General features: G+C 58.6%; 7 protein-coding genes. 5 read left to right on the top strand and 2 right to left on the bottom strand.

The annotated features are described in order from the left end of the window. The 5 genes from H8711_RS06330 to rfbB form a co-directional block, all read left to right on the top strand. A partial coding sequence (locus H8711_RS06330) for a hypothetical protein (RefSeq protein ID WP_249282624.1) occupies positions 1-492 on the top strand: 492 nt, incomplete at its 5' end. Between the two features lie 56 nt (positions 493-548). After that, positions 549-875 carry a hypothetical protein gene (locus H8711_RS06325; RefSeq protein WP_249282623.1) on the top strand — a complete coding sequence of 109 codons (327 nt, stop codon included), beginning with the start codon at positions 549-551 and terminating at the stop codon, positions 873-875. Then, positions 872-10,795, top strand: coding sequence for a LamG-like jellyroll fold domain-containing protein (locus tag H8711_RS06320; RefSeq protein ID WP_249282622.1), 9,924 nt, complete (start codon positions 872-874; stop codon positions 10,793-10,795). Before H8711_RS06325 ends, H8711_RS06320 begins: the two co-directional genes overlap by 4 nt. A 643-nt stretch (positions 10,796-11,438) precedes the next feature. Continuing rightward, entirely contained in the window at positions 11,439-19,961 is an 8,523-nt protein-coding gene (locus H8711_RS06315; protein WP_249282621.1) for a LamG-like jellyroll fold domain-containing protein, read from the top strand. 149 nt (positions 19,962-20,110) lie between these two features. Next, positions 20,111-21,187 (top strand): dTDP-glucose 4,6-dehydratase, encoded by a 1,077-nt coding sequence (gene rfbB / locus H8711_RS06310; protein ID WP_249282620.1) that lies wholly within the window; start codon positions 20,111-20,113, stop codon positions 21,185-21,187. Between the two features lie 279 nt (positions 21,188-21,466). Here the strand turns inward: rfbB and H8711_RS06305 are convergent, their stop codons facing one another. Both H8711_RS06305 and H8711_RS06300 read right to left on the bottom strand, forming a co-directional pair. Continuing rightward, positions 21,467-23,581: a dynamin family protein gene (locus H8711_RS06305; protein ID WP_249282619.1), complete on the bottom strand. Its 2,115-nt coding sequence runs from the start codon at positions 23,579-23,581 to the stop codon at positions 21,467-21,469. A gap of 33 nt (positions 23,582-23,614) precedes the next feature. Continuing rightward, positions 23,615-25,189 (bottom strand): dynamin family protein, encoded by a 1,575-nt coding sequence (locus tag H8711_RS06300; RefSeq protein WP_249282618.1) that lies wholly within the window; start codon positions 25,187-25,189, stop codon positions 23,615-23,617. Positions 25,190-25,245: the final 56 nt, after the last annotated feature.

The following is a 25,245-nucleotide window of genomic DNA, read 5'->3' as shown; positions in this document are numbered from 1 at the left end:
AACGCGAAGCTGGATGAGGGAGCGAATGTTCCCGCGACAGTGATCGACGCCCTGAAGAACAAGGGCGTGACCGGAATCTTCGAGATCGGCGGCAAGGATTACGCAGTGAACGGCGCAGGGGAGCTGAAGGGGTACAATGCGGCGGCAGTGTATTACACCTCCGATGAGATCAAGGCGATGGCCGGCACTGCGCCTGCTGCGAGCGGCAATGCCCCCGCAGCGAACAGCAACCCGGAGACGGGCGGCGAGGTGGCAGCGGCAGAGCCTGCGGCGCCTGAGGCGGTTGTTCCGGCAGCGCCCGTGGCGCCCGAAGTTCCCGCGGTGATCGAGCCCGCGGCCCCGGCTGAGGCGGAAGCGCCTGCGGCGCAGATCGCACCCGAGGCAACCGAAAGCGACCTGCCGGTGTGGGCGATCGTCGTGATGGCAATTGCAGCGGCGGCAATCCTGGGCGGCACAGCGCTGGTTGTGATCCGCAAGAAGCATGAGAACTGATCTATAGCGAAAAAAGAGCGTTCGGCGTTTCCTCACGGGAAGCGCCGGGCGCTTTTTTGTATGAATCCAATATATTTTATTATGTAGATAGAATAAAACCGGAAAAAGAGTCTAAAAAGTACAAATGGTTAGGTTGTGTTAAAAAATCAAATAAAAATATTGTCAGGATGCTAAAAAATCGTAAAAATTTGAACCAAATTGCTAATAAATCAAAAATACTTTTTCCAAAAAATGTGATAATATTTACAATACAGCGACGAATGCCCTCTGAATCTGGACAGGCTCCACCTATAGATAATGAAAGGAGTGTTTTGGCTGTTAGGTGGAATTATGAGGCGTTTGCCGCAATGGAACACTGCAAAATTAAGGAGGAATGGCAATGAGAAGAAAAATCCTGGCATGGGTACTCGCACTCGCGATGCTGGTCAGCAACTTTGCCGGCATGACGATTGCGTATGCACAGGATCCCGATCCGTCTGGATTGATTGCGTCTTACACGTTCGATGAGATCGTGGACGGCAACAAAATCGTAGACGAGGTTGGGAACAATGACGCCACTGTGCTGCAAGGTACGGCTGGCAACGCCGTCGCCATTGAAGACGGCGCGCTCGCACTGAACAACAAAAATGCGAGCGACGGCAAAACTCTTACTGGTACGGCGGCAAACGGCGTATCGGTTCCCGCTTCTGTTTTTGCGGGGTGCAAGAACATCTCGATTGAGATGGAAGTGAAGCTGAATGCTGTTGAAAACAGCGGTACGCTGATGTCTGCGGGCGTCATCACGGGTGAAGCCCCCGACGGCCAGAGCGGCAGCAAAGACGGCTATTTCTGCTGGATTGAACAGCAGTTTGGCAGAGGTTTTAAAGCTGCCTCCACTTCCAAGACCAACGACAGAAACGAGCAGCTCGTCACTTCTGAGCCTGTGGATGTTCTGCCGGTTGGCGAGTGGGCCACCGCGACCCTGACCCGCGATGAGACCGGCGTCACCCGTCTGTACATCAACGGCAGAATGACCGCCGAGGGTCCTCTGTTCGCGGGCTTGGATACCGTCTGTGCCAAAGATGGCGCCACGGTTGAATTCGGCCGCAACAAAATCTGGCCGGATAACGGAATGGACGGTTCCATCAAATCCCTGAAGGTTTATGACTACGTCCTTTACGATGATACCACTCCTGAGGCCACCTATGGGCCTGTGGCTTACTACACCTTTGATGAGGGCGACCTCTCCGACAAGAGCGGCAACAACTACACCGCCGAGCAGGTCGGTGCCAAAGCCGCTGCCTTCGTCGATGAGGCTGGCCGCGGCAAGGTGCTCGAGCTCAACAACGAGGGCAAAAAACGCGACACCGGAGCTTCCGGTATCTCCATCCCGGTGGATGGCCTGAAGGGCAAGAGATCGGCCACCATCCTGATGGACGCCTATGTATATGGGCTCGGCGGCAGTCCCGTGTGGCTGGATGCCAGCAAGGGCAAGGGCAACACCTCAGACGACCAGCACTATGTGGTCGGTATGCTCGAGTTTAGCAGCAACGGCGTAAACTCCGAGATGAAATCAGCCACTCTGGGTCAGCCCAACGGCATCCGTATCAAATCCGGCGTGGCTTTCAATGCGACCGGCAAATGGGCGCAGCTGGCTTACGTGCAGGAAGATACCATGACCAAGCTGTATGTGGACGGCGTGCTGTGGGCTCAGGGCGACCAGGGCCTGCGCATCGGCGATATCCTCGCTGTGGATGGCGCTACACTCACGATCGGTATGCCGACCTTCTGGCCGGATTTGTCGCTGAATGCGAAAATCGACAACGTGATGGTTTACGACTACGCGCTGACCCGTGAGCAGCTCGCTGTTCCCGCCCTGCCAGTGGAGCTCCCGCTGGAGATGTACTACACCTTCGACGATGTGGACGGCACCACCGTTCCCGATAAGAGCGGCAACAGCAACGACGCTACCTTGATCAACGGCGCGTCTGTCCGCAACGACGATAAGATGGGCGGCAACGTGCTGGCGCTGGATAACGAGGGCGTCAGCGGCAGCAGTGCACAGGGCTTGGCCCTGCCCAACGACGCTTTCAAAAACATGGAGGATGTCACCCTGGTGATGGACACCTATCTGAGTGACTCCAAGACCTGGACCGGCCTGCTGGCGGCAGGTGCCAACCGGAGCAATTACATGATTCTGGCGAACCAGGGCTTGAAGAGCGTCACCTACGGCCTCACAAATGCGACCATGTTCGGCGGCGCCGATGAGGAGCGCATCGCGGCTTCCGCTGGGACCAGCCTGCCGGTCGGCAAATGGGCCCGTATGGCGTTCACCCACGCTGCGGACGGCACCGCGAAGCTGTACATCGACGGCGAGCTGGTTGCTAACGGCACGCTGGGCACCAGCCTGGCGGATTTGGCGGCGCTGAGCGGCAACCAGATCCGCATCGGCAGCAACCATGTCTGGCCGGATCCCGCTCTGGACGGCCGCGTGGACAATGTCCGCGTTTACAGTGCGGTTCTGACTCAGGATCAGATTAAGTCGCTCCCGTGGAATGTCAACGACGACCCGATCGACGAGGGAATTGAGTTCCCCGAGCTCGGTGCGCACGGCCTGCGCGGCGACTTCTATCTGCTCAACAGCGGCGATCTGTCCTTTGGCGAATACAAGGGCACCTATATCGACGCTAACATCGCTTCCAGCAATATGGAAGGCACCATCAAAGCCCGTACCGGCGCTTCGGACTATGTTGCGGCGCGCTGGACCGGACGCATCGCTGCTCCGGAAGACGGCAACTACACCTTCTATATCTACAGCGACAACGGCGTTCGCCTGTGGGTGGACGACGAGCTGGTTCTCGACTGGTGGGTCAACCAGTGGGATAAGGAGCAGACCTCCAAGAAGGTTGCTCTGAAGAAGGGCGAGCCCCATAACATCAAGCTCGAGTGGTTTGAATACAGCGGCGGTTCGCATGTTACCCTGCGTTGGAAGAACGACCAGTCGGTTGCGAAGAAGGAAGTTCCGGCGAACGCGTTCTACCTGCCGGAAGGCTTCAACGCTCCGCTTGTCGATTCCATCGATACCTCTATGGCGCAGCTCGACCGCGGCCAGGAAAACTTCGGCGGAACGATCAAGCTGGTTGGTAAGAACCTGCAGAACGTCGACAAGGTCGAGATCGTTACCTACAGCGGTTCTTCCCTGGAGGATCCGGTTTATGTGGATGCCACCGGTAAGACGGAGACCGAGCTCTCCTTTGCGGTGCCTACCGATCTGAAGGCCATGACCTATAAGCTGAAGCTGGTCGCCGGCGACATCACCACGATGACCGACCTCTACTTTGCGGTTATCGCCGCTCCCGGCGAATCAGATCGTCCTGAGCATCCGCGGCCGGATTGGCAGCGCGATCAGTGGATGAGCCTGAACGGCTGGTGGGATTTCACTTTTGATTCCAAAGAGGTCGGCAAGACCGAGGAGTGGTTCAAGGGCGACAAGGACGTTTATGATCTCAAGATCAACGTTCCGTTCCCCTGGGAGGCCCCGATGAGCGGTATTGCCAACGATTCCTACCGCGGCCAGGTCTGGTATCAGAGAAATCTGACGCTTGATGACAGCTGGCTGGGCGACGGTAAGGCCGTCTTCCTGAAGTTCGGCGCGGTGGACGCAAAGAGCACCGTGTATGTGAACGGAACGGAAGTGGGCAACCACAACGGCGGCTACACCCCGTTTGAGTACGACATCACCGACTATGTGCATGTCGGCGACAACACCATTACCGTTTGGGTGGAGGATAAGGCCTCCTACGGCGACAACAGCTATCCCGCTCTGGTCGGTAAACAGGGTCACAACGCGCCCTGCGGCTACACCCACACCAGCGGCATCTGGCAGTCTGTCTATGTGGAGGGCAGAACCAATACTTACCTGGATTACGCGCACGCGAATCCGAAGGTCCCCGAAAACACCGTTACATTTGATCTTGGCGTTGTGAGCGACAAGGCTCAGGATGTCACCGTGGAGTACAACTTCGTGGGCAAGATCTGGGACGAGGAGCAGGGCAAGGACATTGAGAATGGTTCTTCGTTCAGCGGTTCCCAGACCATCACCCTGGCGGAGGGTACGAACAAGATCAGCCTCAACACGATCACGATCGAAAACCCGATGCTGTGGGACGATGTGACCCCGAACCTGTACTACGGCACCCTCACCGTGAAGAGCGGCGACGTGGTTCTCGACAAGGTTGACACCTACTTCGGTCTGCGCGAAGTGACCACCAAGAAATACAACGGCAGAAACTATGAGTACATCTATGTGAACGGCAAGCCGACTTTCCTGTCTGGCCTGTTGGATCAGGGCTTCTGGCCGGAGGGCATCTACACCGCCCCGAGCGAGGAAGCGCTGAAATACGACATCAAGGCGATGAAGGATCGCGGCTTCAACATGATCCGTAAGCACCTGAAAGTCGAAGATCCCATCCAGTACTACTGGGCGGACAAGCTGGGTATGTATGTGTGGCAGGATATGCCTCATGCGACCTATATGAACGCCAACAGCGCTGGCGGCGTGGCTCCCGGCCGCGTGATCTACGAGGATGCGTTGGAAGCGATGCTCAAGCGCGATTACAACCATCCGAGCGTCATCGCAATCATGCTGTTCAACGAGACTTGGGGTATCAACCACAACGGTCCCAAGGCGGATGACGGCATGACGACGCATGAGTGGATGACTTACCTGTACAACAAGGTAAAGGAGACTAACCCGGGCATGCTGGTCGAGGATATGAGTGCCTGTAACCAGGATCACATCCAGCCGACCGACCTGAACACCTTCCACATGTATCCGAAGGGCTATGCCAACTCGTACAACGATGTGAAATATCACCATGACAACACCTATCCCGGTTCCGGTCAGAACTTCTGGGGCGACTATGTCCAGGACGGTGAACCGTGGCTGAACAGTGAGTTTGGTGGCGTTGCGGCGTTTGATAAGGACTGGGATGTCTCCTGGTGCTTCAAGTATCAGACCGACATCCAGCGTCAGTATGAGAAGCTCAACGGCTATGTGTACACAGAGCCCTACGACATTGAGTACGAGCGCAACGGCGTCCTCTCTTACGACCGCCGCGACAAGATCTTTGGCTATGACGAAGTTGCCTACGGCGGCGACATGAGCATCGTGGATCTGAACCAGCCGAACTATGTCGGTATCGAAGTCGATCCCGCCAAGAAGATGGCGCCCGGTGCTGAGTATTCGGCGACTGCGGTGGCGGTCAACTGGTCCGGCGAGAAGTTCGAGAATGCTGTGATGAAATGGCGTTTCGACGCGACCGACATCTATGGCAACTATATTACCACCAACATAGGCGGCGAGTTTGACATCGATTATCCCGCCTATACCGCGGAGAAGAAGACCATCTCCTTCACCCTGCCCGAACAGAAGTGCGTCGGTACGATCACCATCTGGATCGAGCAGGACGGCGAGAAGATTGCCAAGAACTTTGTCAACGTGATCGTGAGCGACAACAGATCGGCTGCTTCGATCGATTACATTGACGAGAACAGCGTTGTGCTGCGCACCGACAACGACGACCGCGAGGCGGCTGGCGTCGGCGCTGTTACCTACAACTACGCGTTGCCCTCCGGCTTCAACATGGATGATCTCAACAGCGTCCGCGTGATCGCTGAGGTTTCCTCCTTGAAGAACGAGACGGTCAATCACGGTATCGAAAACTCCTATGCTTCCCAGACCACGGTCGGCAGCGAGCGTCCCTCCGACCTGACCGTATCGATCAACGGCGTGGAAGTAGACACCGTCTACATCCCGGACAACCCGCGCGATATCCGCGGTACGTTGACCCTCCTGCAGGGCCTCAACGGCGGTTCGAGCGCAAGCAACTTCGGCTATCTCGTGAACATCCGTGTTCCCGATGACAAGGTCGAAGCTGTCAAAGAAGCGATTCTGAATGACGGCGAAATCACCGTCAGCTACGCAGTCAAAGAGGATGCGGCGAACCAGAACGGCGTCCGGATGTACAACGAGACCACCGGCCGCTATGCGGTGAACCCGACCATCATCCTCAACCCGACCGATGCGGTTGCGGCTGACTCCGTCACCCCGGCCTCCGGCAACTACACCGCTGAGGCGACCCTGACCAACGGCGGTTCGATCTCGGTGCGCGGCGGCCTGTACACTGTGGCGCTTTCCAACGGCACGCTGAGCCTGAACGGCGAGCAGGCGGTTGTCGGCGAGGGCGAGCACCTGGTCGCGGTGAAGCTGTTCGACGACCATATCCAGGTCTATGCGGACAACGATCCCGTCCCGGTGATCGATATCTATGATTACAGCGAATACACCGATAACACGGTTGCGGTAGAGGGCGGTTCCGGCCTGGTGGTCGCTCCCGAGACCTATGCGACCAGCGGTGCCGATGTTGTTGCACAGTCCGACGTGCAGTACGTGGATCACTTCAACCGTGACGGCAGCGACAGCAAGAACACCACCTTTGAGACCCGCTATACCCTGCTCAACGGCGGCATCAGCGGCCCGAGCGGCAGCGATTCCGAAGGCGTGTGGGATGTTGAGAGCGGAGATGAACTGGCTGTTGACCTCGATTGGGGCAACAAGGCGGTCATCAAAGATACCAAGAGCGCGGACGTTATCATCGAAGGCGATATCACCATTGACAATCACAAAGAGCCCACCAACCCGAACCTGGGCTTTGTGTTCCGCGGCAGCAACTTCACCGACAACTGCGACGGTGCGGACGGCTACTATGCGGGCATCGGCATCCAGACCGGCGACAACTCCGGCGACGTGAACACCGGCGACGGCTTCATCGAGGTCGGCCGGATGCACCAGGGCTGGACTGCACTGGCGAAAGTCAGCCTGGGTCAGATGGATTACGGCGAGACCCACCGTCTGAAGATCGTTGCGGTTGGCCCGAGAATCCGCGTCTATCTGGACGACGAGACCGAGCCTCGCGTGGATGTCTATGACGATGCCTACACCGAAGGTTCTGTGGCGCTTCGCGGCTTCAACGCGATCGGTAGCTTCGACAATATCGTTGTTTCCACCGCGCCGCGTTACGAGGCGGACTTTGAGAACAACAACACCACAGAGTGGAGCAAGAACGGCAACTGGACTCTCGAGAACGGCGCTCTGGCTGCTTCCGGCAGCGCGACTGCACTGGTTGGTAACACGGGCTGGACTGACCTTGAGCTGGTTACCGACGTCGAGCTTAAGGGCGAAGACGCGGTTGCGGGCGTCGCTGTGAGAGCGATCAGCATGAAGAGCAAAATCTCCGGTTACTATGCGGTACTGGATGCTGCGAATGATAAAGTACAGCTGGTGAAAGCCTCTATGGGTGAGACCGCTGTGCTGGATGAGGCTGACATCGCGCTGGGCGAGGGCAGCTATGAACTGAAGGTGCGCGTGGTCAACAACGGCATCCGCGTCTATGTGGATGGCGATACTTCCCCGATCCTGACGGTTTATGACAACGAGTACATGGCTGGTCAGGCCGGTCTCGTGGTTCTGAGCGGCGCTGCCAGCTTCGACAACGTGGTTGTCAAGGATAAGTTCATCTTCGAAGATGACTTTGCAGACGGCGCGCTGGCTGGCTGGAATGTCGTCAGCGGCACGATGTCCGTGGCGGACAACACTCTGACGATTGCACGCAAGTCTAACGGCGACAAGCTGTGGGACGGCTATGCCACCTGGAGCGACTATACCATCAAGGCGAAAGTCAAACTGGATGTCAACACCGAGAGCAAGTCGAACGCGGGCTATGTCTTCCGCGCGAGCGATTTCACCACTGGTACGGATAACCTGCGCGGCTATGTGCTGGGTATCAACTCGTTTGAAAACAGCCCGAAACCGCTGGAGAAATCCGGTCTGGAATTCGGCGATATCCACTATGGCTGGAGAGCGATCCAGAATACCTACGGCGATGAATTCGCATTTGACCCGGATAACTGGTACGACTTTGAGGTCAGCGCAATCGGCAACGAGATCAGCGTGAGCGTCGACGGCGTGACCTATTACACGAAGGCCGACGAAGCGTACAAGTACGGCGCGTTCGGTATCCGAATCTTCAACTCGGGCATCCAGGTACAGAACCTGCAGGTTATCCCGGCGGGCGAAGAGATCGGAGAACCCAAGTATGATGTTGCGGTTACCGAAAACACGAATGCGAAGATCGAGACCAATCTGACGAGAGCCAAAGCGGGCGAGACCGTATTTGTGTACATCTCTGAGATTGCAGACGGCAAATACTTTGAATCCCTGGCAGTGACCGGGGCGGATAATACCCCGATCGAGACGGCCCAGGTGACCGAGGGCATTCCCGAAGGTACCCTGTGCTACACCTTCACAATGCCTGAGCAGGCGGTCAACGTTGTTGTCGCCCTCGGCGGCGAGGCTGACGCCTATGCCGTGAACGTGGCGGAAGTGACCGGCGCGACCGTAACCGCAGACAAGGCGGAAGCGGCGGAAGGCGAGACTGTCACCGTGACCATCGCAGACATTGAGGAAGGCAAAGAGTTCGAGAGCATCGAAGTGGCGACCGCTGAGGGCACTGTGGAAGTGACCGAAGTGACCGCAGGTGCAGAGTACACCTTCGTGATGCCCGCTGAGGCGGTCACCGTGACGGTTACCCTGAAGGATACAGGCGATGTCCCGTCCGATGTGGATAAGAGCTACCTGGAAGCGCTGATCGCGGCGGTTGACGGCGTGTATGAGGAAGAGCGCTTCACAGCGGATAGCTGGGCGGCGTTCGACGAAGCGCTGACTGCTGCGAAAGACGTGGTCGCAGACGACGCGGCGACCCAGGAGGATGTATTCAATGCATACCTCGATCTGGTCATGGCGCGCGACGGCCTGACCTATGCGCCGGATAAGAGCGTACTGGAGCTGGCCGTTGATCTGGCGAATGCGCTGCTGGACGATGAAAACATCGAACTGGATGAAGAGTCGATTGCGGCATTGGAAGACGCGATTGCAGCGGCGGAAGAAGTGCTTGCGGATGACGCGGCAACCCAGGAAGATGTCGATGCGGCGTACGCAGATGTGATGTACGCGATCGTGAACTCGGTTGAAAAGGCCCAGATCACGATGGAGATGCTGATTGATTTGATCAAAGAGGCGGAAGGCTTGGGCAACGAGTACACCGCGAGCAGTTTGGTTGAATTCAATGAAGCACTCAAAGCAGCGAAAGACGTTGTAGCGAAGGGTGAAGAAGCGCTTCAGGACGAGATCGACAAGGCCTATCTGGACCTGTTGGTGTCGATGGGCAAGTTGGTTCCTCTGGCGAACTTCAACAATTTGAATGAGGCATATAACTTTGCAGAAAGCCTGGAAGGCAAATGCGACCTGAGCTCTGTGGAAGATCTGATGGCGCAGGTGAAAGAAATCCTGGATGCGAAGGATACTCCGTTTACAGAGCAGACAACTGTCGAAGATTTGGCGAAAGATCTGACGATTGCGGTATCGAAGCTGCGTCTGCAGCAGGCAATCGCGGCCGGACAGAACTTGCTTGATTCGATCGACGAAGCGGACTACACAGCAGAAAGTGTTGCTGAACTGAAAGCGGCTCTGGAGGCGGCGAAATATCTGGACGAAGAGGGCATCTACGAGAAAGAGATCGTAGTGGCTGCGGCAGATAGACTGGAAGCTGCGATGGAGCTTGATGAAGTGAAGCCGGTTGATCCTCCGAAGCCGAGCAAACCTTCGAGCTCGAAGGGCGGCAGCACGAGCCAGGTAGCGGATAGCGACTACTGGGCGGAAGTGATCGAGAAGATCAATGCGACCGAAAAGGGCGGCAAAGTGAACGCGAAGCTGGACGAGGGCGCGATGGTGCCCGCGACAGTGATCGACGCTCTGAAGAACAAGGGCGTGACGGTGGTCTTCGAGATCGACGGCAAGGATTACGCAGTGAACGGCGCGGGCGAGCTGAAAGGCTACAGCGCGGCGGCTGTGTACTACACCTCCGACGAGATCAAGGCGATGGCCGGCGGCGCGCCTGCGGCGGTTGCACCGACAACGCCTGCTGCGAACAGCAACCCGGAGACGGGCGGCGAGGTTCCCGCGGCGGTAGCGCCCGTAGCGCCCGAGGCGACGATTCCTGTGGAGCCCGTAGTACCCGAGGCTCCTGCGGTGATCGAGCCTGTGCTTCCCGCTGCTCCCGAGGCCCCCGCGGCTCAGGCTGAGGCTCCTGTCGAGACGGCGGAAGCTGGTATGCCGGCATGGGCGATCGTGGCGATTGTGATTGCGGCTGCTGCTGTTATCGGCGGCGCTGCCCTGATCGTGGTTCGCAGAAAGCACGAGAACTGAGACTTGCATGACTGACCGCTGAAAGCGGACGGAAAAACAAAACAGCGCCCGGCGTGTCCCATTTGGGATGCGCCGGGCGTTTTTTGCGTCGAGTAGTAGAAATGGAATAACATGTAGTTTATTACAAAAAAATCGCTTTATTTCATGAATTATCATAAAAAAACAAATAAACACAAAAAAATCGTAAAAATATTTTCGCAAAATTCTATGATAAACAGAAAAAATGGAATATCATGTAATTTTTCATGAAAAACATCATGTTATTTCATGAATTATCATGAAATATAAAATAAATGCTAAAAAATCGTAAAGACGTTTTCGGAAAAATATGGTACTATAAAAAAGAAGGGAGGAGATAGACAGTTGGATAGATCCACATTGCAGGCGGGGGCTGCGACAAGACTTAAAAGAGAAGGGGGACATTGGGGCTAGGCGATTGTAGATTAAATCACCTTTGGAATAGTTGAATCATTGAAAAAAGGGTGTGATGTAGGAATCGTGCTATATGCTAAAATTTTATGTAATCATGTTAAATTATTATAAATACACTACCCAAAAAAAGCAGTATAATAAAACAAGGTAGAGCGAAAAGGCAAAATCTTTCCGGTCTATCAGAAATTATGAAGACAAAAGGAGGAAGGAAATGAAAAAGAATGTGGTAGCATGGATATTGACCTTTGCCATGTTATGCAGCACTTTTTCCAGCTTTGCCTATGCAATTGAGGTGGATCCCGGCCAGAATCCCGCCGAAATTGTAGCGCAGCAGGAGGAGACTCCTGCCGAGGACGCTGGGAACCAGAAAACGGATTCTGACCTGGTTCCTGCGCCTGAAGCTGAACAGGAGGAGGACCTGTCGGAGGCGGTGCTTCCCCGCAGTTACGGCGCGCGGGCGATCCCCAATGACGATTCCCTGGTCCTGTTCTATGACTTTGAGAGCGTGGACGGCGAAACTGTTGCGGATGCAAGCGGCAACGGTTACGACGGCACGCTGCTCAACGGCGCGGCGGTTGTTGACAACGGCAAAGAGGGCAAGGCCGTTGATCTCGCCGGCGAAAAGACAAAGACAGACGCCGACGGCGTGTTGATCCCTGTGGAAGCGTTCGAGGGCGTGACCGATTACACCCTTGAGGCGGACTTCTATCTGGACAACTCGGTCACATGGACCCAGTTGTTCACAATGGGCAAGGATCGGAATTATATCGTTTTGGCCAATCAGGGTACCCCGATGAGCGTATCAGTCGGCCTGACGATTGCCACAATGCTGAACGGCGGCACCGAGGACCGCGTCAAATCCGGTTCCCCCGATATCAAACTGCCCACCGGCGAGTGGTCGCACCTGACCTATACCCAGAAGGGCGCCACCGGCAAGCTGTACATCAACAGCGAGCTGGTGGGTACCGGCACGATCAATACCACGCCCGACGACCTGGCACAGCAGGATGGCGTGACGGCGGCGATCGGCCAGAGCCGGATGTTCCCCGACCCCGGTATGGATGGCCGCGTGGATAACTTTGCGATTTACAGCCGCGCCAAGACCCAGGCTGAGATCACAGGGGAGGCCGGCGACGATCTGCTGCTCTACTACAATTTTGAAGAGGCCGACGGCATGGTTGTCCCCGATGAGAGCGGCAACGGCTTTGACGGCACCATGACCGGCAATGCTGCGCTCGTCAATTCGCGCGACGGCAAGGCCATCAAGCTGTCCTCGGGCACCGATTATGTTGAAATCCCCATGGAAGTGGTCAACGGCATCGAAGATGTGACCATCATGGCGGATGTGTGGCTGGACAGCGTCTCCACATGGACCGCGCTGTTCGCCGCGGGCAGCAATGTCAACGACGTCAACTGCACCGTGATGGCGGCAAAGGGAGCGCCGGGCGGCGCACAGGTCGGCTATACGCTGGGCATCCGCGTGGGCGGTGTGGAGCAGCGCATCTCCGCTCCGGTTGACAAGACTGTGCCTGTGGGGCGTTGGGCGAGAATCGCTTACACCCAGGAGGGCAGCACAGCCCGACTGTACATCGACGGCGAGGTCGTAGCGGAAAAGACCGATATGACCAATACGATCGGCGACGCGTATGTCGTGGGGGAGAAGTGCTATCTGGCCAAGAGCCCCTATCCGGCGGACCCCACGGCGACCGGACGCATCGACAACTTTAAGATTTATACCCGCGCCCTCTCCGCGGACGAGCTGGTCGCCGATGTAATGGCGAATCAGGAGATCGTGGAGAAGGACAAGGCTGCGCTGGATTTGGGCGAGATCGCGCCGTTCACCGGCGACCGCCTGGAGCTTCCGCTGGTCGGTGAGAACGGCGCCAAGATCTATTGGGAAACCAGCGATCCCGCCCACATTGTGGAGAACGGCATTGTAATCCGCGACAAGGCGGAGGGCAAGGCGGTCACCTTGACGGCGACGCTGGTCTCGGGCGACGTGAGCGATACAAAGGAATTCACGGTTGAACTCAAAGCCGACCCGAAGGCGGTGGCCAAGAAGCCGATGAACATCCTTCAGATCGGCGACTCCAACACCGAATTCGGCTGGCTGACCATGAACATGAAGGAGCTCCTCAACGAGGATTACGGCGACTATGGCACCGGGTTTGTCACCCTTGCGGCCAACTCCTATTTCCAAAAACAGCCGAAGAACTTCTCGTTCACCCGCACCGGCGGCTGGACGGATTTCGACACCGCGCGTTGGGGAATCCACGGCACCACCAACGATTCCCCGAACGGCATCTACGCCAGGGGCGACACCGGTGCGGAGATGACCATCAACTTTGTCGGTTCCGCCATCGACCTGTTCTATCTCTCGTGGAATGGCGCGGGCAACTTCTCCGTCACCATCGACGGTGTGGACAAGGGCACGGTCTATCAGAATCAGCCCAACGATTACAAGACCCATGCCGCATCCTACGACGGGCTGAAATACGGCTCGCACGTGATGCAAATCAAGATCAACCAGGGCCATGTCAACTTCTACGGCGCGGACGCCATCATCGGTGAACGCGACAGCCGTGCGATCATCAACACCCTGGGCAACGCGGAAGCGACCTCGAATGATTTCGCAATCCTGACCGAAAGCATTTTCGATTCCTTCCTGAAGCTGATTAACCCTGACAAGATCGTGGTGCTGCTCGGCACCAACGACCACGGCGCGCTGGCCGAACCCCGTCAGCCGGCAGATGTGGAGCAGGATTTGATCACTGTGCTCAATCGTGTGAAAGCGGCGCTGCCCGACAAGGAAATCTGGCTGCTTTCCACCTTTGATACCAACGATACCTCCAAGCCGGCCTCCAAGGTGATGCTGCGCGAGTACTGGAAGACCACCTTCCCGAACGCGGCGGCGGCCACCGGCGTCCGGTTCTGGGATATGGGCCCGTGGTTCGGCGATTGGAGCAGCGAAAAGATGTCCGATGCCTGGCACTGCAACGACCAGTACGGCATGGTCATCATGAAAGAGCTGTACAGCAAGCTGAATCCTGAGCTCGACCCCGCTACCGTCGTGAGCTACGACTTCGAGTCGGTCAGCGGCAGCACGGTGGCTGATATGAGCGGCAACGGCTTCGACGGCACGCTGGTCAAGGGCGCGGCTGTTTCGGCCGACGGCAAGGACGGCAGTGCGGTCTCCCTCATCGGCGGCAAGCAGGACGCGGCGAGCGGTGTGGATATCCCCATCGCGGCGTTTGAAGGGATGACCGATTACACCCTCGAGGCGGACTATTACCTCGATGAGAGCGTCAATTGGACCCAGCTTTTCACGATGGGCAAGGACGGTTCCAACTACATTGTATTGGCCAACCAGGGCAATCCGTCCCTCGTAAAGGTCGGGCTGACGCTCGCTACCAAGAAGAACGGCGGCGCGGAGGACCGCGTGAAGAGCGGTTCCGCCGATGTCAAGCTGCCGGTTAGCGAGTGGGCGCATCTGACCTACACGCAGGAGGGCGCCACCGGCAAGCTGTACATCAACAACGAGCTGGTGGGCACCGGTACGATCAACACTACCCCGGATGACCTCTCCAAGGTGGCGGGCGCCGGCGCTTCCATCGGCAGAAGCCTGATGTTCGGAGATCCCGGCATGGTCGGCAAGGTGGACAATTTCACCATCCTCAGCCGAGCCAAATCGGAATTTGAGATCACCGGCGAGGAACCCCCGGTCGAATTTGTGGACGACCCCATCCTCAACTATACGTTTGAGGAGAATGAGGGCGGTAAAGTGATCGACCAGACTGGCAACGGTTACGACGGCACATTCAAGGGCAGCGTCACCTTGGCCGACGGCAAGATCGGCAGCGGCGCGCTGTTCGGCAGCGATGGCAGCAACAGCATCGAGATCAACGGGGAGGTTCTCAACGGCCTCACCGACATGACCCTCTCGGGCGATGTGTATCTCACCGCGCGCGAGGCGTGGACCACCCTGTTCTCCGCTGGTAGCCAGAGCGGCGCTTACATCACCATGGCGGCGCAGGGCAACCCGGGCGGCAAGCCGGTGGGCATCACCGTGGCCATCAAAAATCCCGGCACCAGCGAGCAGCGCATCGCGGCGGCCGAGGGCGTCTGCGTCGATACCGGCCGCTGGGTGAACTTCGTGTACACCCAGGAGGGCAGCACCGCGAAGCTGTATCTGGACGGCACGCTGGTGGCTGTCAGCAGCTCGATGACCAACACCTTCGGCGGCGTGTACGATGCCGGCCCGGTGATGATCGGCAAGAGCGTGTGGCCCGACCCGAATGCGATCGGCACCTTTGACAACTTCAAGATTTACAACCGCGCGCTCTCCGAGGCGGAGATTCTCGCTGATCTGGAGCGCAAGGAACTGATGCAGGAATCTTACGAGCTGGAGCTGGAGAGCACCACGGTTTATGCCGACATCCAGCTGCCGGAGAGCAAGTACGGCAATACCATCACCTGGAAGTCGAGCGATTCCGCTTATCTGGGCGACGACGGCAAGGTGACCCGTCCGGCCGACGAGAACAAGACCGTCACCCTGACGGCCACCATCTCCAACGGCAGCGTGGAGGTCGCCAAGGAGTTCAGCATCACCGTTCTGGCGAACACCCCGGCTGTCAACATCGACATCGCCAAAGCGGCCCTGACCCTGCCGAAGGGCACCCGCGCCAACCTCGACCTGCCGGCCAAGGGCGAATTCGGTGCGAACATCACCTGGAGCTCCAAGACTCCGGAGCTGATTTCCGACACGGGTATGATTATCCGTTCCCAGAACTATCAGACGGCGACCCTGACGGCCAACATCGAGCTCGGCGGCCTGACCGCGAGCAAAGATATCGAAGTCAACGTCATCGGCCTGGATGAGCTAGTCAACTACTACAGCTTTGACGGCGACGCTGCCGACCTGATCTCCGGAGCAAACGGCGTTCTCAAGAGCGGCGCCAAGATCGAGGGTGGCAACCTGGTGCTGGACGGCGTGGACGACTACGTCGAGATGCCGGCCAACTGGATCGGCGGCGCGGCGGACACCGAAGCGCTCACCATCTCCCTGTGGACCGAGATGGACGCCAAGGCGAACTGGGAGGGGCTCTTCCATGTTTCGTCGGGCAATGACCGCTTCCTGACCATCGCGAACCAGGGCAATCCCGGCAACGTGGACTGCGGCTTGATCTGGTCGTGGTACACCGACGGCATGACCGGCCAACAGACCGCACAGGCGTCCCCTGCCGACGCGCTTCCCGCAGACCAGTGGAGCCATGTCGCGGCGACCTATGAGAACGGCGAAGCGGTTGTTTACCTGGATGGCAAGGAAGTTGCGCGCAGCGCGACCGACGGCACCATCGCCGCCCTGGGCGACACGGTCAACAACTACATCGGCAAAACCATCTTCTCGGCCGACCCGACCTTCAGCGGACGGATGAACGATTACAAAATCTTCTACAGGGCGCTTTCCGCGCAGGAGATCGCGGACGAATCCGCGCAGGGCCTGCTGAATATCGCAGCGGACGCGCTCGATCTGGGCGACCTGAGCCATGTCACAGAGAGCCTGACCCTGCCGGCCACCGGCTTGAAGGGCACTGCGATCACCTGGAAGTCCGACAAGCCCGAATTTATTGCGGCGGATGGCAACATCAACCTGCCGAATCTGGAGCAGGGAAATCAGACGGTGGTGCTCACCGCTGTCATCTCCAAGGACGGCAAGAGCGTCGAGAAGAGCTTCACCGCGACGGTGGTTGCAATGTCCGACGAGGATGTCGCGGCGAAGGATGCGGAATATCTGCAAAGGGCCATCGACTACCTGATCAACGACGGCTATGAGCTGCCGAAGGCGAAGAGCGGCTCCAACGTGGTGTGGACCATCACCGAGGGCGACGCGAATCTGGTGGACAACGTCATCACCAAGACCGGGACCTCCGATGAGCGTCAGCTTCTCAAGCTCAAAGGCGTTGTAACCAAGGGCGATGCTGTCGTTGAGGTCGTCTACAACAACGTGATTCTCATGGACGAGTTCGTCGGCTATGTCCTTTCGTTCTTCGGCGCGAACGGCGCTGTGGATGCGGAACACCAGGGTGTCAACAACCCCGATGAGAAGTTCCGCATGGCCTACAGCTACGACGGCGTGCATTGGGAGAAGCTCAACAACAACTACCCGGTCGTCTACCCGACGATGGGCGACACCAAGCGCGTGCGCGACCCGTTCATCATGAGAAACAAGGACGGTTCGTTCAGCGTTCTGGCCACCCAGGGCTGGGATACCCCGTACATTTACGCATGGCATTCTGAGAACCTCACCGAGTTTACCAACGAGCGCCTGCTGAGGGCCTCTCAGAGCGGCGTGGCCGGTCTGACCGGTTCCCGCGCGTGGGCTCCCGAAGGTTCTTACGATCCGATCACCGATCAATATTATCTGTACTGGGCGGACCCCTCAGCCAGAGGAGAAAACGGTTCTGGGCCGATCTATTACAACACCTCCAAGGATTTGGAGAGCCTGTCCACTCCTGGCATATACTTCGACCCCGGTTACCAGATCATCGACTCCGCCATCATCAAACATGACGGCGTCTACTATATGGCGTTTAAGGACGAGCGCGAGAGCGGAAAAGCGATCAAATTTGCGAAATCCACCTCCCTCGCTCCGGGCAGCTTCGAGATCTATACCGATGAGTTTGTCACCGACAAGTACGCGGAAGGTCCGTTCGTGTTCAAAGCCAACGGTGAGAACAAGTGGTTCCACTACTGGGATTTCTTCTATGCGAGCGGGGATCGCTTCGGCTATTCGGTGACCGATGACCTCGCAAGCGGCGAATGGACTTATATGGGCAAGAACCCGAACATGCCTTCGGGCGACGTGCGCCACGGCGGTGTGGTGCCTGTCACCCAGAAGGAACTGGATGCCATTTTGGCGAAATGGACCACCGGCGACGAGACCCTGACGGTGAAGGGCGCGGTGGAATCCGAGCTGGAAGTGAAGGGCAATGTCCCGTTTGCCGAGCTGGCACTGCCGGAGACGGCGAGGCTGCTGCTGAGCAACGGCAAGGCCGAGAGCTTCCCGGTGGTGTGGTCCGAAGAGGGATATGTCGCGGGCGAGATCGGCAGCTACACCCTGACCGGCGCGGTCACCCTGCCGGACAACGTGACCAACCCGAGCGGCTTCCAGGCGAGCATCGTGGTAAAGGTAGTCGCCGAGTCGGAGCAGCCCTCCGACGTAGACAAGACGGAGCTGGGCGCGCTGATCGCGCTGGCGGAGGAAGCGCTGAAATCTCCAGCCTACACCCAGGAGAGCTTGAAAGCGCTGGCTGAAGAGCTGGAGGCGGCGCGCCTGGTGATGGAGAACGGCGACGCCACCCAGGATGCGGTGAACGATGCCCGGAACGCCCTGGAAGCGGCCTATCAGGGGCTCAAGCTGAACCTGGAGACCGAGCTGCTCACCATGTCGATCGCGCTTTCCAAGCGGACGATCGAGGAATACGACCTGACGCAGGATTCGATCGAAATGCTGCAAGCGGTGATCGACGAGGCGGAAGCATTGCTGCAGGACAGCACCGCGACGCAGAAGCAGATCAACGACATGTACCGCAAGGTGATGAAGACGCTGGCCCTGGTGGTGGAGCGCGAGGACCGCACCCTGCTGAGCGCAGCGATCGATAGCGCGCAGAGCTTGACCGAAGCCCAGTACACGCCCACCAGTTGGGCGGCGCTGGCCGAGGCGCTGAGCGAGGCGCTCAAGGTCGAGGCGGACGACTACGCGACGCAGGAGGCGATCGACGCGGCGTACCAGTCGCTGATGAAAGCCATGACCGCACTGGAGCTACGGGCGCAGAAGGCGGCGCTTGAGTCCGCTGTGAAGCTGGCGCAGGCGCTGGTGGAGAGCGGGAACTACAGCGAGGAGAGCCTGCGCTATGTGACCGAGCTGCTGGACAGCGCGGAGGCGCTACTCACAAACGGCGACGCGGCGCAGGAGGCCGTCGATCAGATGGCGGAAGACCTGACCTGCGCAATTGCGAAGGTGCGCCTCATGCAGGCGGTGGCCGAAGTGAACGAGCTGAACGCGGCGCGTTACACGGCGGCGAGCTGGAATGCGGTGCAGGCTGTGAAGGCGGAAGCGAAAGCGCTGCTGGCGAACGAAAACGCGACGGCAGAAGAGCTGAACGGCGCGGCAACTAAGCTGGCGAACGCAGTGAAGGGCCTGAAGACGAAGGGCGGCTCGAGCGGTTCCGTTTCTAAAGTAAGCGACAGCGATTACTGGAACGGGATCATCGAGAAGATCAACAGCACGGCCAAGAGTGGCACAGTAAACGCGACGCTGGAGAGCGGAGCGATGACGCCGGCGACGGTGATCGATGCAGCGGCGGCGAAGGGCGTCGCGCTGAACATCGAGATCGGCGGAAAGGCATATCTGCTGAGCAATTACGCGATCGACGCATCCGCAGTGTACTACAGCGCGGCGGAGCTCATCGCGATGGCGGACGGCGAGACGGCGGCACAAAGCGGCACCATCAGCCTGAACCCGGAGACGGGCGGCGAGGTGGCAGCGACGGTGCCGAACGCGGCGGCGCCTGCTGGCGAAGCGGCCAGTGCGAGCGAGACGATCGGCGGCGCGCAGCAAGCGGCGGCGGAGCAGGGCGAGAACCTCTCGGACCTGTGGCTGCTGGTGCTGGCGGCAGCGGCTATCGGCGGCGTGAGCCTGGTCGTGGTGCGCAAGAAACATCAGGAGAAATAATCCGCATAGCGGACCATAAAGGGAAGAGAGCGAGCCAAATTTGGTTCGCTCTCTCCTTTTTAATAGATTCATACGATTGGTGGTTTTCAAACGGCGAAAAAACCGTTATAATAACAAAAGAAGCTAATGAGAAACACGAGGTGAGGGAGATGAAAACTTATTTGGTCACAGGCGGAGCCGGGTTTATCGGCTCTAACTTCATCATCCATTTGTTGCGCCGTCATGATGACATTCGCGTGATCAATCTGGATAAACTGACCTATGCCGCCAATCCGCGCTACCTCAAGCCAATTGAGCATGATGCGCGTTATCGATTTGTACAGGCGGATATCTGCGACCGCATGGCGGTGCGAGAGGTGCTGCAAAGCGAACGGATCGACTATCTGGTCAACTTTGCGGCGGAATCGCATGTGGATCGCTCCATCGTCCAGCCAGATGTCTTTATTCAGACCAATATAGAAGGGGTGAACGTGCTTCTGGAGGAAGCCAAACGGGCGTGGCAGATCGATGAAGATACCTATCAGAAGGGGTGCCGCTTTTTACAGGTATCCACCGACGAAGTCTATGGGACCTTGGGCCCGACTGGACGCTTCACCGAGCACTCACCGCTCAATCCGCGCAGCCCCTATTCCGCCAGCAAGGCGTCGGCCGACCTTTTGGCGCGCGCTTATTTTGAAACCTACCGTCTGCCGGTCAATATCACCCGGTGCAGCAACAATTTTGGCCCCGGCCAATACCCCGAAAAGTTGATTCCGTTGATGATCTGTAAAGCGCTCACCCATCAGGGTTTGCCGGTCTATGGGGATGGGCTTCAGGTGCGCGATTGGATCTATGTGGAAGACCACTGCCGCGCGGTTGATCACGTGCTCCGCATGGGCAAGCCTGGGGAAATTTACAACATCGGTGCACGCAGCGAGTGTGCCAATCTGCAACTGGTGCAGTGGATTGTGGACTACCTGCACGAACAGGTGGACGACACGATCAGCCGCAACTTGATTGCACACGTGCCCGACCGCAAGGGGCATGACCGGCGGTATGCCGTGGACCCGCAAAAGATTGAACGAGAGTTGGGTTGGAGCGCCACCACCAATTTTACGGAAGCGATGGAAAAGACGATCGCTTGGTATGTGAGTCATCCCGAGCACTGCTTGAAGCGGTATTTGGACGCGCAGGAAGAGAGAAGGGGGAGCGCTGCGGACGGCTCATTCCCAGACGACCTTCCATGAGATCCTTCAGAGGCAGAAAGACGTGATGCAGAGGATGCTGCCCGTTGCCCCTTGTCCAAATCAATGCGCCGGATGTGTACCGCGTATGTATAGGGCTTTTCCTAGGACAAACAGGCGGTGTTCGATTCCCAGCACCGGCGATTGCCCAATCGTTGTAACGCAAGCAATATCCTGCTGCGAGCCAATCTGGGCTTGCTGCCATCGGCTGAATGAGGATGGCCCCGGTCCTTCCAATCAGTAAAGCGGCCGGAAACAGAATTTTCTGTTTCCGGCCGCTCTTTATTTTGTCAGATAACGGTTGAGGGTATCAAGAAACTCCCGATACAGGCCGATCACCTTTTCCAGATGCGCGATGTCGCGCATCAGCTCGGATCGCTCCTCATTCGTATTCTCCAGCAGGAGGGAGATCAGACGCCCCTGTGCCCGCTGGACGTTATGCACAAAAAGTTCACCATTCTTTTGGAGCTGCACTGCGGCGTCCTCCGAAAGCTCCACGAGCAGGCGGGACGCTGCCTGTTCCAGCTCGGCCTGGCGCTGCTCGTTGCGGACCTGGCCGGGAAACTGCTGTTCAAAGGCGGCGGCCTGGACGGAATAGTCGTACTCGGGGCGCGGTACAGCGATCAGGGCCGCAGCTTGCCGCACAATGCTTTGCAGCCGGTCGGGGTTGGGTGGATAGCCGTATTGTTCCCAGAGATGTGCGCCGAACAGCAACAAGCGGTTTTGCAGGGCGGCGGTATTTTCAAAGGGAGTGAAGACAAAGATGTGCGCCTGTATCGCTCCTTCCGTCAACAGGCGCACCGCCTCGAGGGTCTCCGCCGCGTCCAGATAGTCGTATGCGATCTGTTCCAATTCATAGGTGGAGTGCTTCCCGCCCCAGGGATAAGCAGCTTTGGCGGAACCAGCCCCCTCGGTGCGGCCGCGCAGCTCCAAACCGCTCTTTTTTACCGGTGCAGGCAGATGGGATGGCAGTTTGCCCAGCGCCTTGTATGCCCGGTTCAGCCGGTCGTCCAGCGGGGCGAGAAAATCGTGAAACAGCGCCTGAGACGCGTCGGACGCCTGCTGGGAGCGATCCACAGCCTCTCGCATCTTACCGATCAGTTCCGGCTTTTTGACTTCCACAAGGTAGTTGAGCGCCTTTTGCGCGGAGGACTGCAGCCTGCGGAGCCGCTGTGTCAGGTCGCAGCGCGCAATGGCTGTAAACTCCTCCGCTTTTTGTCGCAGCGTTTCCTCCCTCTGTTCGTTCCACTCGCGGAAGATGGCTTGGATTTCCTCAAAGTTGCCGATAGCACCGAGTTCTTCCGCCGAGAGCTGGCCGTGCAGGCAGAGCAGGCGGTTGACGCGGTTTTCCTGTTCGGTCCACTCTGGGGGCGCCTTTTGTGCCATGCGGTGCGCCAAAACCGAGAGGAACACCGGATGGCGGCAGGAATCCAGCACATCCGCCAGCAGGCGCCCGGTTTCTCCCTGCGCAACGCGGGGCAGGGCAGCCTCGATTTGGCTCTGTGCGCGCCGCCGCAGGGAATCCTTCACCAGATGTTCGGCCTCCGCCAGATTGGAGCAATCGGCGATCACATCCATCAGGGCGCTGTCGTACTGGCTTGCGATCAACGCCAGCCGCCGGACCCCCTTCTGTGGGAGCTGTTCGGTCAGCAGCGCGATGTCATTTTGGTCGAGAAAGTAGCTGGCGCGGCTCAAAAAGAAGGCCGCGTCACAGGTTTCAATAAACGCGCGGGTGCGCTCAGTGCGCGATGGGATGGGGTCGTTGAGGCCGGGCGTATCGATGACCGAGACGCCCTTCAGGGCGGGCTCGTCCAGCCCGAGGGTGACGCACTTCACCAGCGCGGTAAAGCGGCCCTGTTCCCCAACATAATCGTCCAGCCGTTCCATCAGGCCGCTGTAGGAGTCGAAGCGGAAGGTTTCTTCACCTGCGGCGAGGCAGCGCGCCACGTCCACGCCCGATGCGTAGGCCATCCGGATGGTTTCACGTGCGGCGCGGGCCCGGTCGCTCTCCAGCGCCGAGGCCGCGAGCTTCTCGAGTGCCGCCCAGTCGTCCGGGGCGTAGTATTCCACCGTCATGCGCGTCTGCGGTGAATATTCCACCCGCGTCAACGCCATTGTTTTGGGGGTGCAGTCCAGCGGGAGCACATCCCGCCCGCCGAACAGCAGAGCGTTCAAAAAGGAGGATTTCCCCGACTTCACCTGGCCGATCACCGCGAGGTTAAACTTCCGTCCGCTGCGAAAGAAGTCGTCGGTCTTGCGGTCGAACGCCTCCCGAAGCTCGGTGAGCGGCGTGAGGTTGATGTATTGGGCATAAGGGCCCAGCCCGCGGCAGACCTGATCGAGCAGCTCTGAGAAGGCTTCCAGCTTTCTGTTTTGGGCTTCATTTTGATTGAGCATCGGCAGGCTCCTTTCTTATCCGATCGCAGCGGGTCAACTGCGGCTGAGTTCTCGCACCAAAGCCAGGTCGGCTTGCAGCTCGCCGATCGAGTGGCGCATCGCCTGTTCGCCCGAGAGCTTTTCCCGCCGCAGATCCTCCAGTGCGTTGCGGCGGAAGGCGAGCTCCTCCAGCGCAGGGGCGGATACCTGGGAGAGGTACTGTTCGGAGTATTCCGCCACCGATTCTGCAATACAGGTGTCCACCAACCGTTCGAGTTCGGGCAACACCTGGCCCTGCACGATGGGCACCAAGCGCTTGCGCAGCGCCGCCAGCTTGAGGGAAAAGCGCGATTGAGAGGAAAAGAGCTGGTCGAATACCTCGGCGCTCCCCGTGAAGTGGCGCAGCACGGTCTCCACTGTGGCAACTGCGGGCAGCTCGGCCGGGGGGCGCGAAACCGTGTGTTCCGGTTCCGCCTGCTGGTGCAGGGCGAGCAGTTCACGCATACTTTTCCCGTAGCGCTGCAACACCGGGTCGATCTCGCTGTGCACTGTCGCGGTGAGCAGTTCGCGCAGGATGCCGTCCACCTGGGCCTGAGGGCTTTCCCCGGCCGCAAGGGCGGCTTCGATGATCGGGGAGAGCTCCAGCATCCCCTCACGCAGATAAATTTTGGCGGCCATCTCGCTTTGTTCGAGCAGGCCAGAAAAGTGCGCCGCATTTTGGTCGAGCGCCTCGAACAGCCGCTCCATGCCGTCCTGTATCCGCCCGATGCGCCCCTCCAACTCGGAGGTGGTCAGTGTGCGGTCGAGCAGGCGCATTTCCAGATAACCCTCGGCGGAGCGCGCCGCGCGCCGCAGGCGGCCGGAGAATTCCTGACTGCGCAGCTCCTCGGCGCAGCGCTGCAAGCGGACGAGCAACTGTGCCACCGGCTGCACATCCGGCTGAGGCCCCGCCTGGATGCGGTAGACCTCCACGTCGGGCAGCACCAACTGCGACGCCAGGCTCTTTTGCAGATACAGCCGGGCCTGCTCACTGGTTTGAGGCAGCACCTTGTCACATTTGGTGAGCACCGCAAACACCGGCCGTTCATACAGCCGCAGTTCCGAGAGGAAGTCGGTCAGGCTCTGCTTGATTACCGGCTCGTCGGCGCTGAACACCAGCAGGTATGCCTGGCTCCGCGCCAGATAGCGGCGTGTGGCGATCTCATTGGCCTCGATGCCCGAATCCAGCCCGGGCAAATCGACCAGCATCACGTCGGGGAAGCGGCGCAGCAGTTCGCAGTCGCACTCCAGGCGCAGCCGTTCAATCCCTTCCGGGTCGAGCGCGCCGGAGCGCAGGGCAGAGAGCTCCGCGAATTCGGCGGTGTCCTCCCGGTAGATAGTCAAGAGGTCGTCCCCGGCGACGATCTCGGTGGGAACCGAGCGCTCGGCGGTGATGCCGGTGGGCAGCACCGCCCGCCCCAGCAGCGCGTTGAGCAGGGCGCTCTTTCCGGTGTTGAACGAGCCGAGCACGGGCACGACGATGCGAAAGCTCTCCAATTGCCGCAGATCGTCCTCAAGCGGCTGCGCGGAAAGCCCGTATTTTTCATAGAGCTGTTTTAAACGGACCATGCGGTCGGACAGATTATCCATCCTGTGTGCATTCTCCTTTCCCCGGATTTGCGGAAACGATTACCAACTTCTATTAT

It is taken from the genome of Ligaoa zhengdingensis, assembly GCF_014384885.1.
Taxonomy (GTDB): Bacteria; Bacillota; Clostridia; order Oscillospirales; family Ruminococcaceae; genus Ligaoa; species Ligaoa zhengdingensis.
Note: the sequence above shows the minus strand (reverse complement) of the source record. Positions and strands in the feature narration are given on the sequence as shown.

Excerpts from the sequence above, each read along its gene's own strand:
- H8711_RS06305 (WP_249282619.1), bottom strand. The coding sequence starts at position 23,581 with ATGCTCAATCAAAATGAAGCCCAAAACAGAAAGCTGGAAGCCTTCTCA.
- rfbB (WP_249282620.1), top strand. The coding sequence starts at position 20,111 with ATGAAAACTTATTTGGTCACAGGCGGAGCCGGGTTTATCGGCTCTAAC.
- H8711_RS06320 (WP_249282622.1), top strand. The coding sequence starts at position 872 with ATGAGAAGAAAAATCCTGGCATGGGTACTCGCACTCGCGATGCTGGTC.
- H8711_RS06300 (WP_249282618.1), bottom strand. The coding sequence starts at position 25,189 with ATGGATAATCTGTCCGACCGCATGGTCCGTTTAAAACAGCTCTATGAA.
- H8711_RS06315 (WP_249282621.1), top strand. The coding sequence starts at position 11,439 with ATGAAAAAGAATGTGGTAGCATGGATATTGACCTTTGCCATGTTATGC.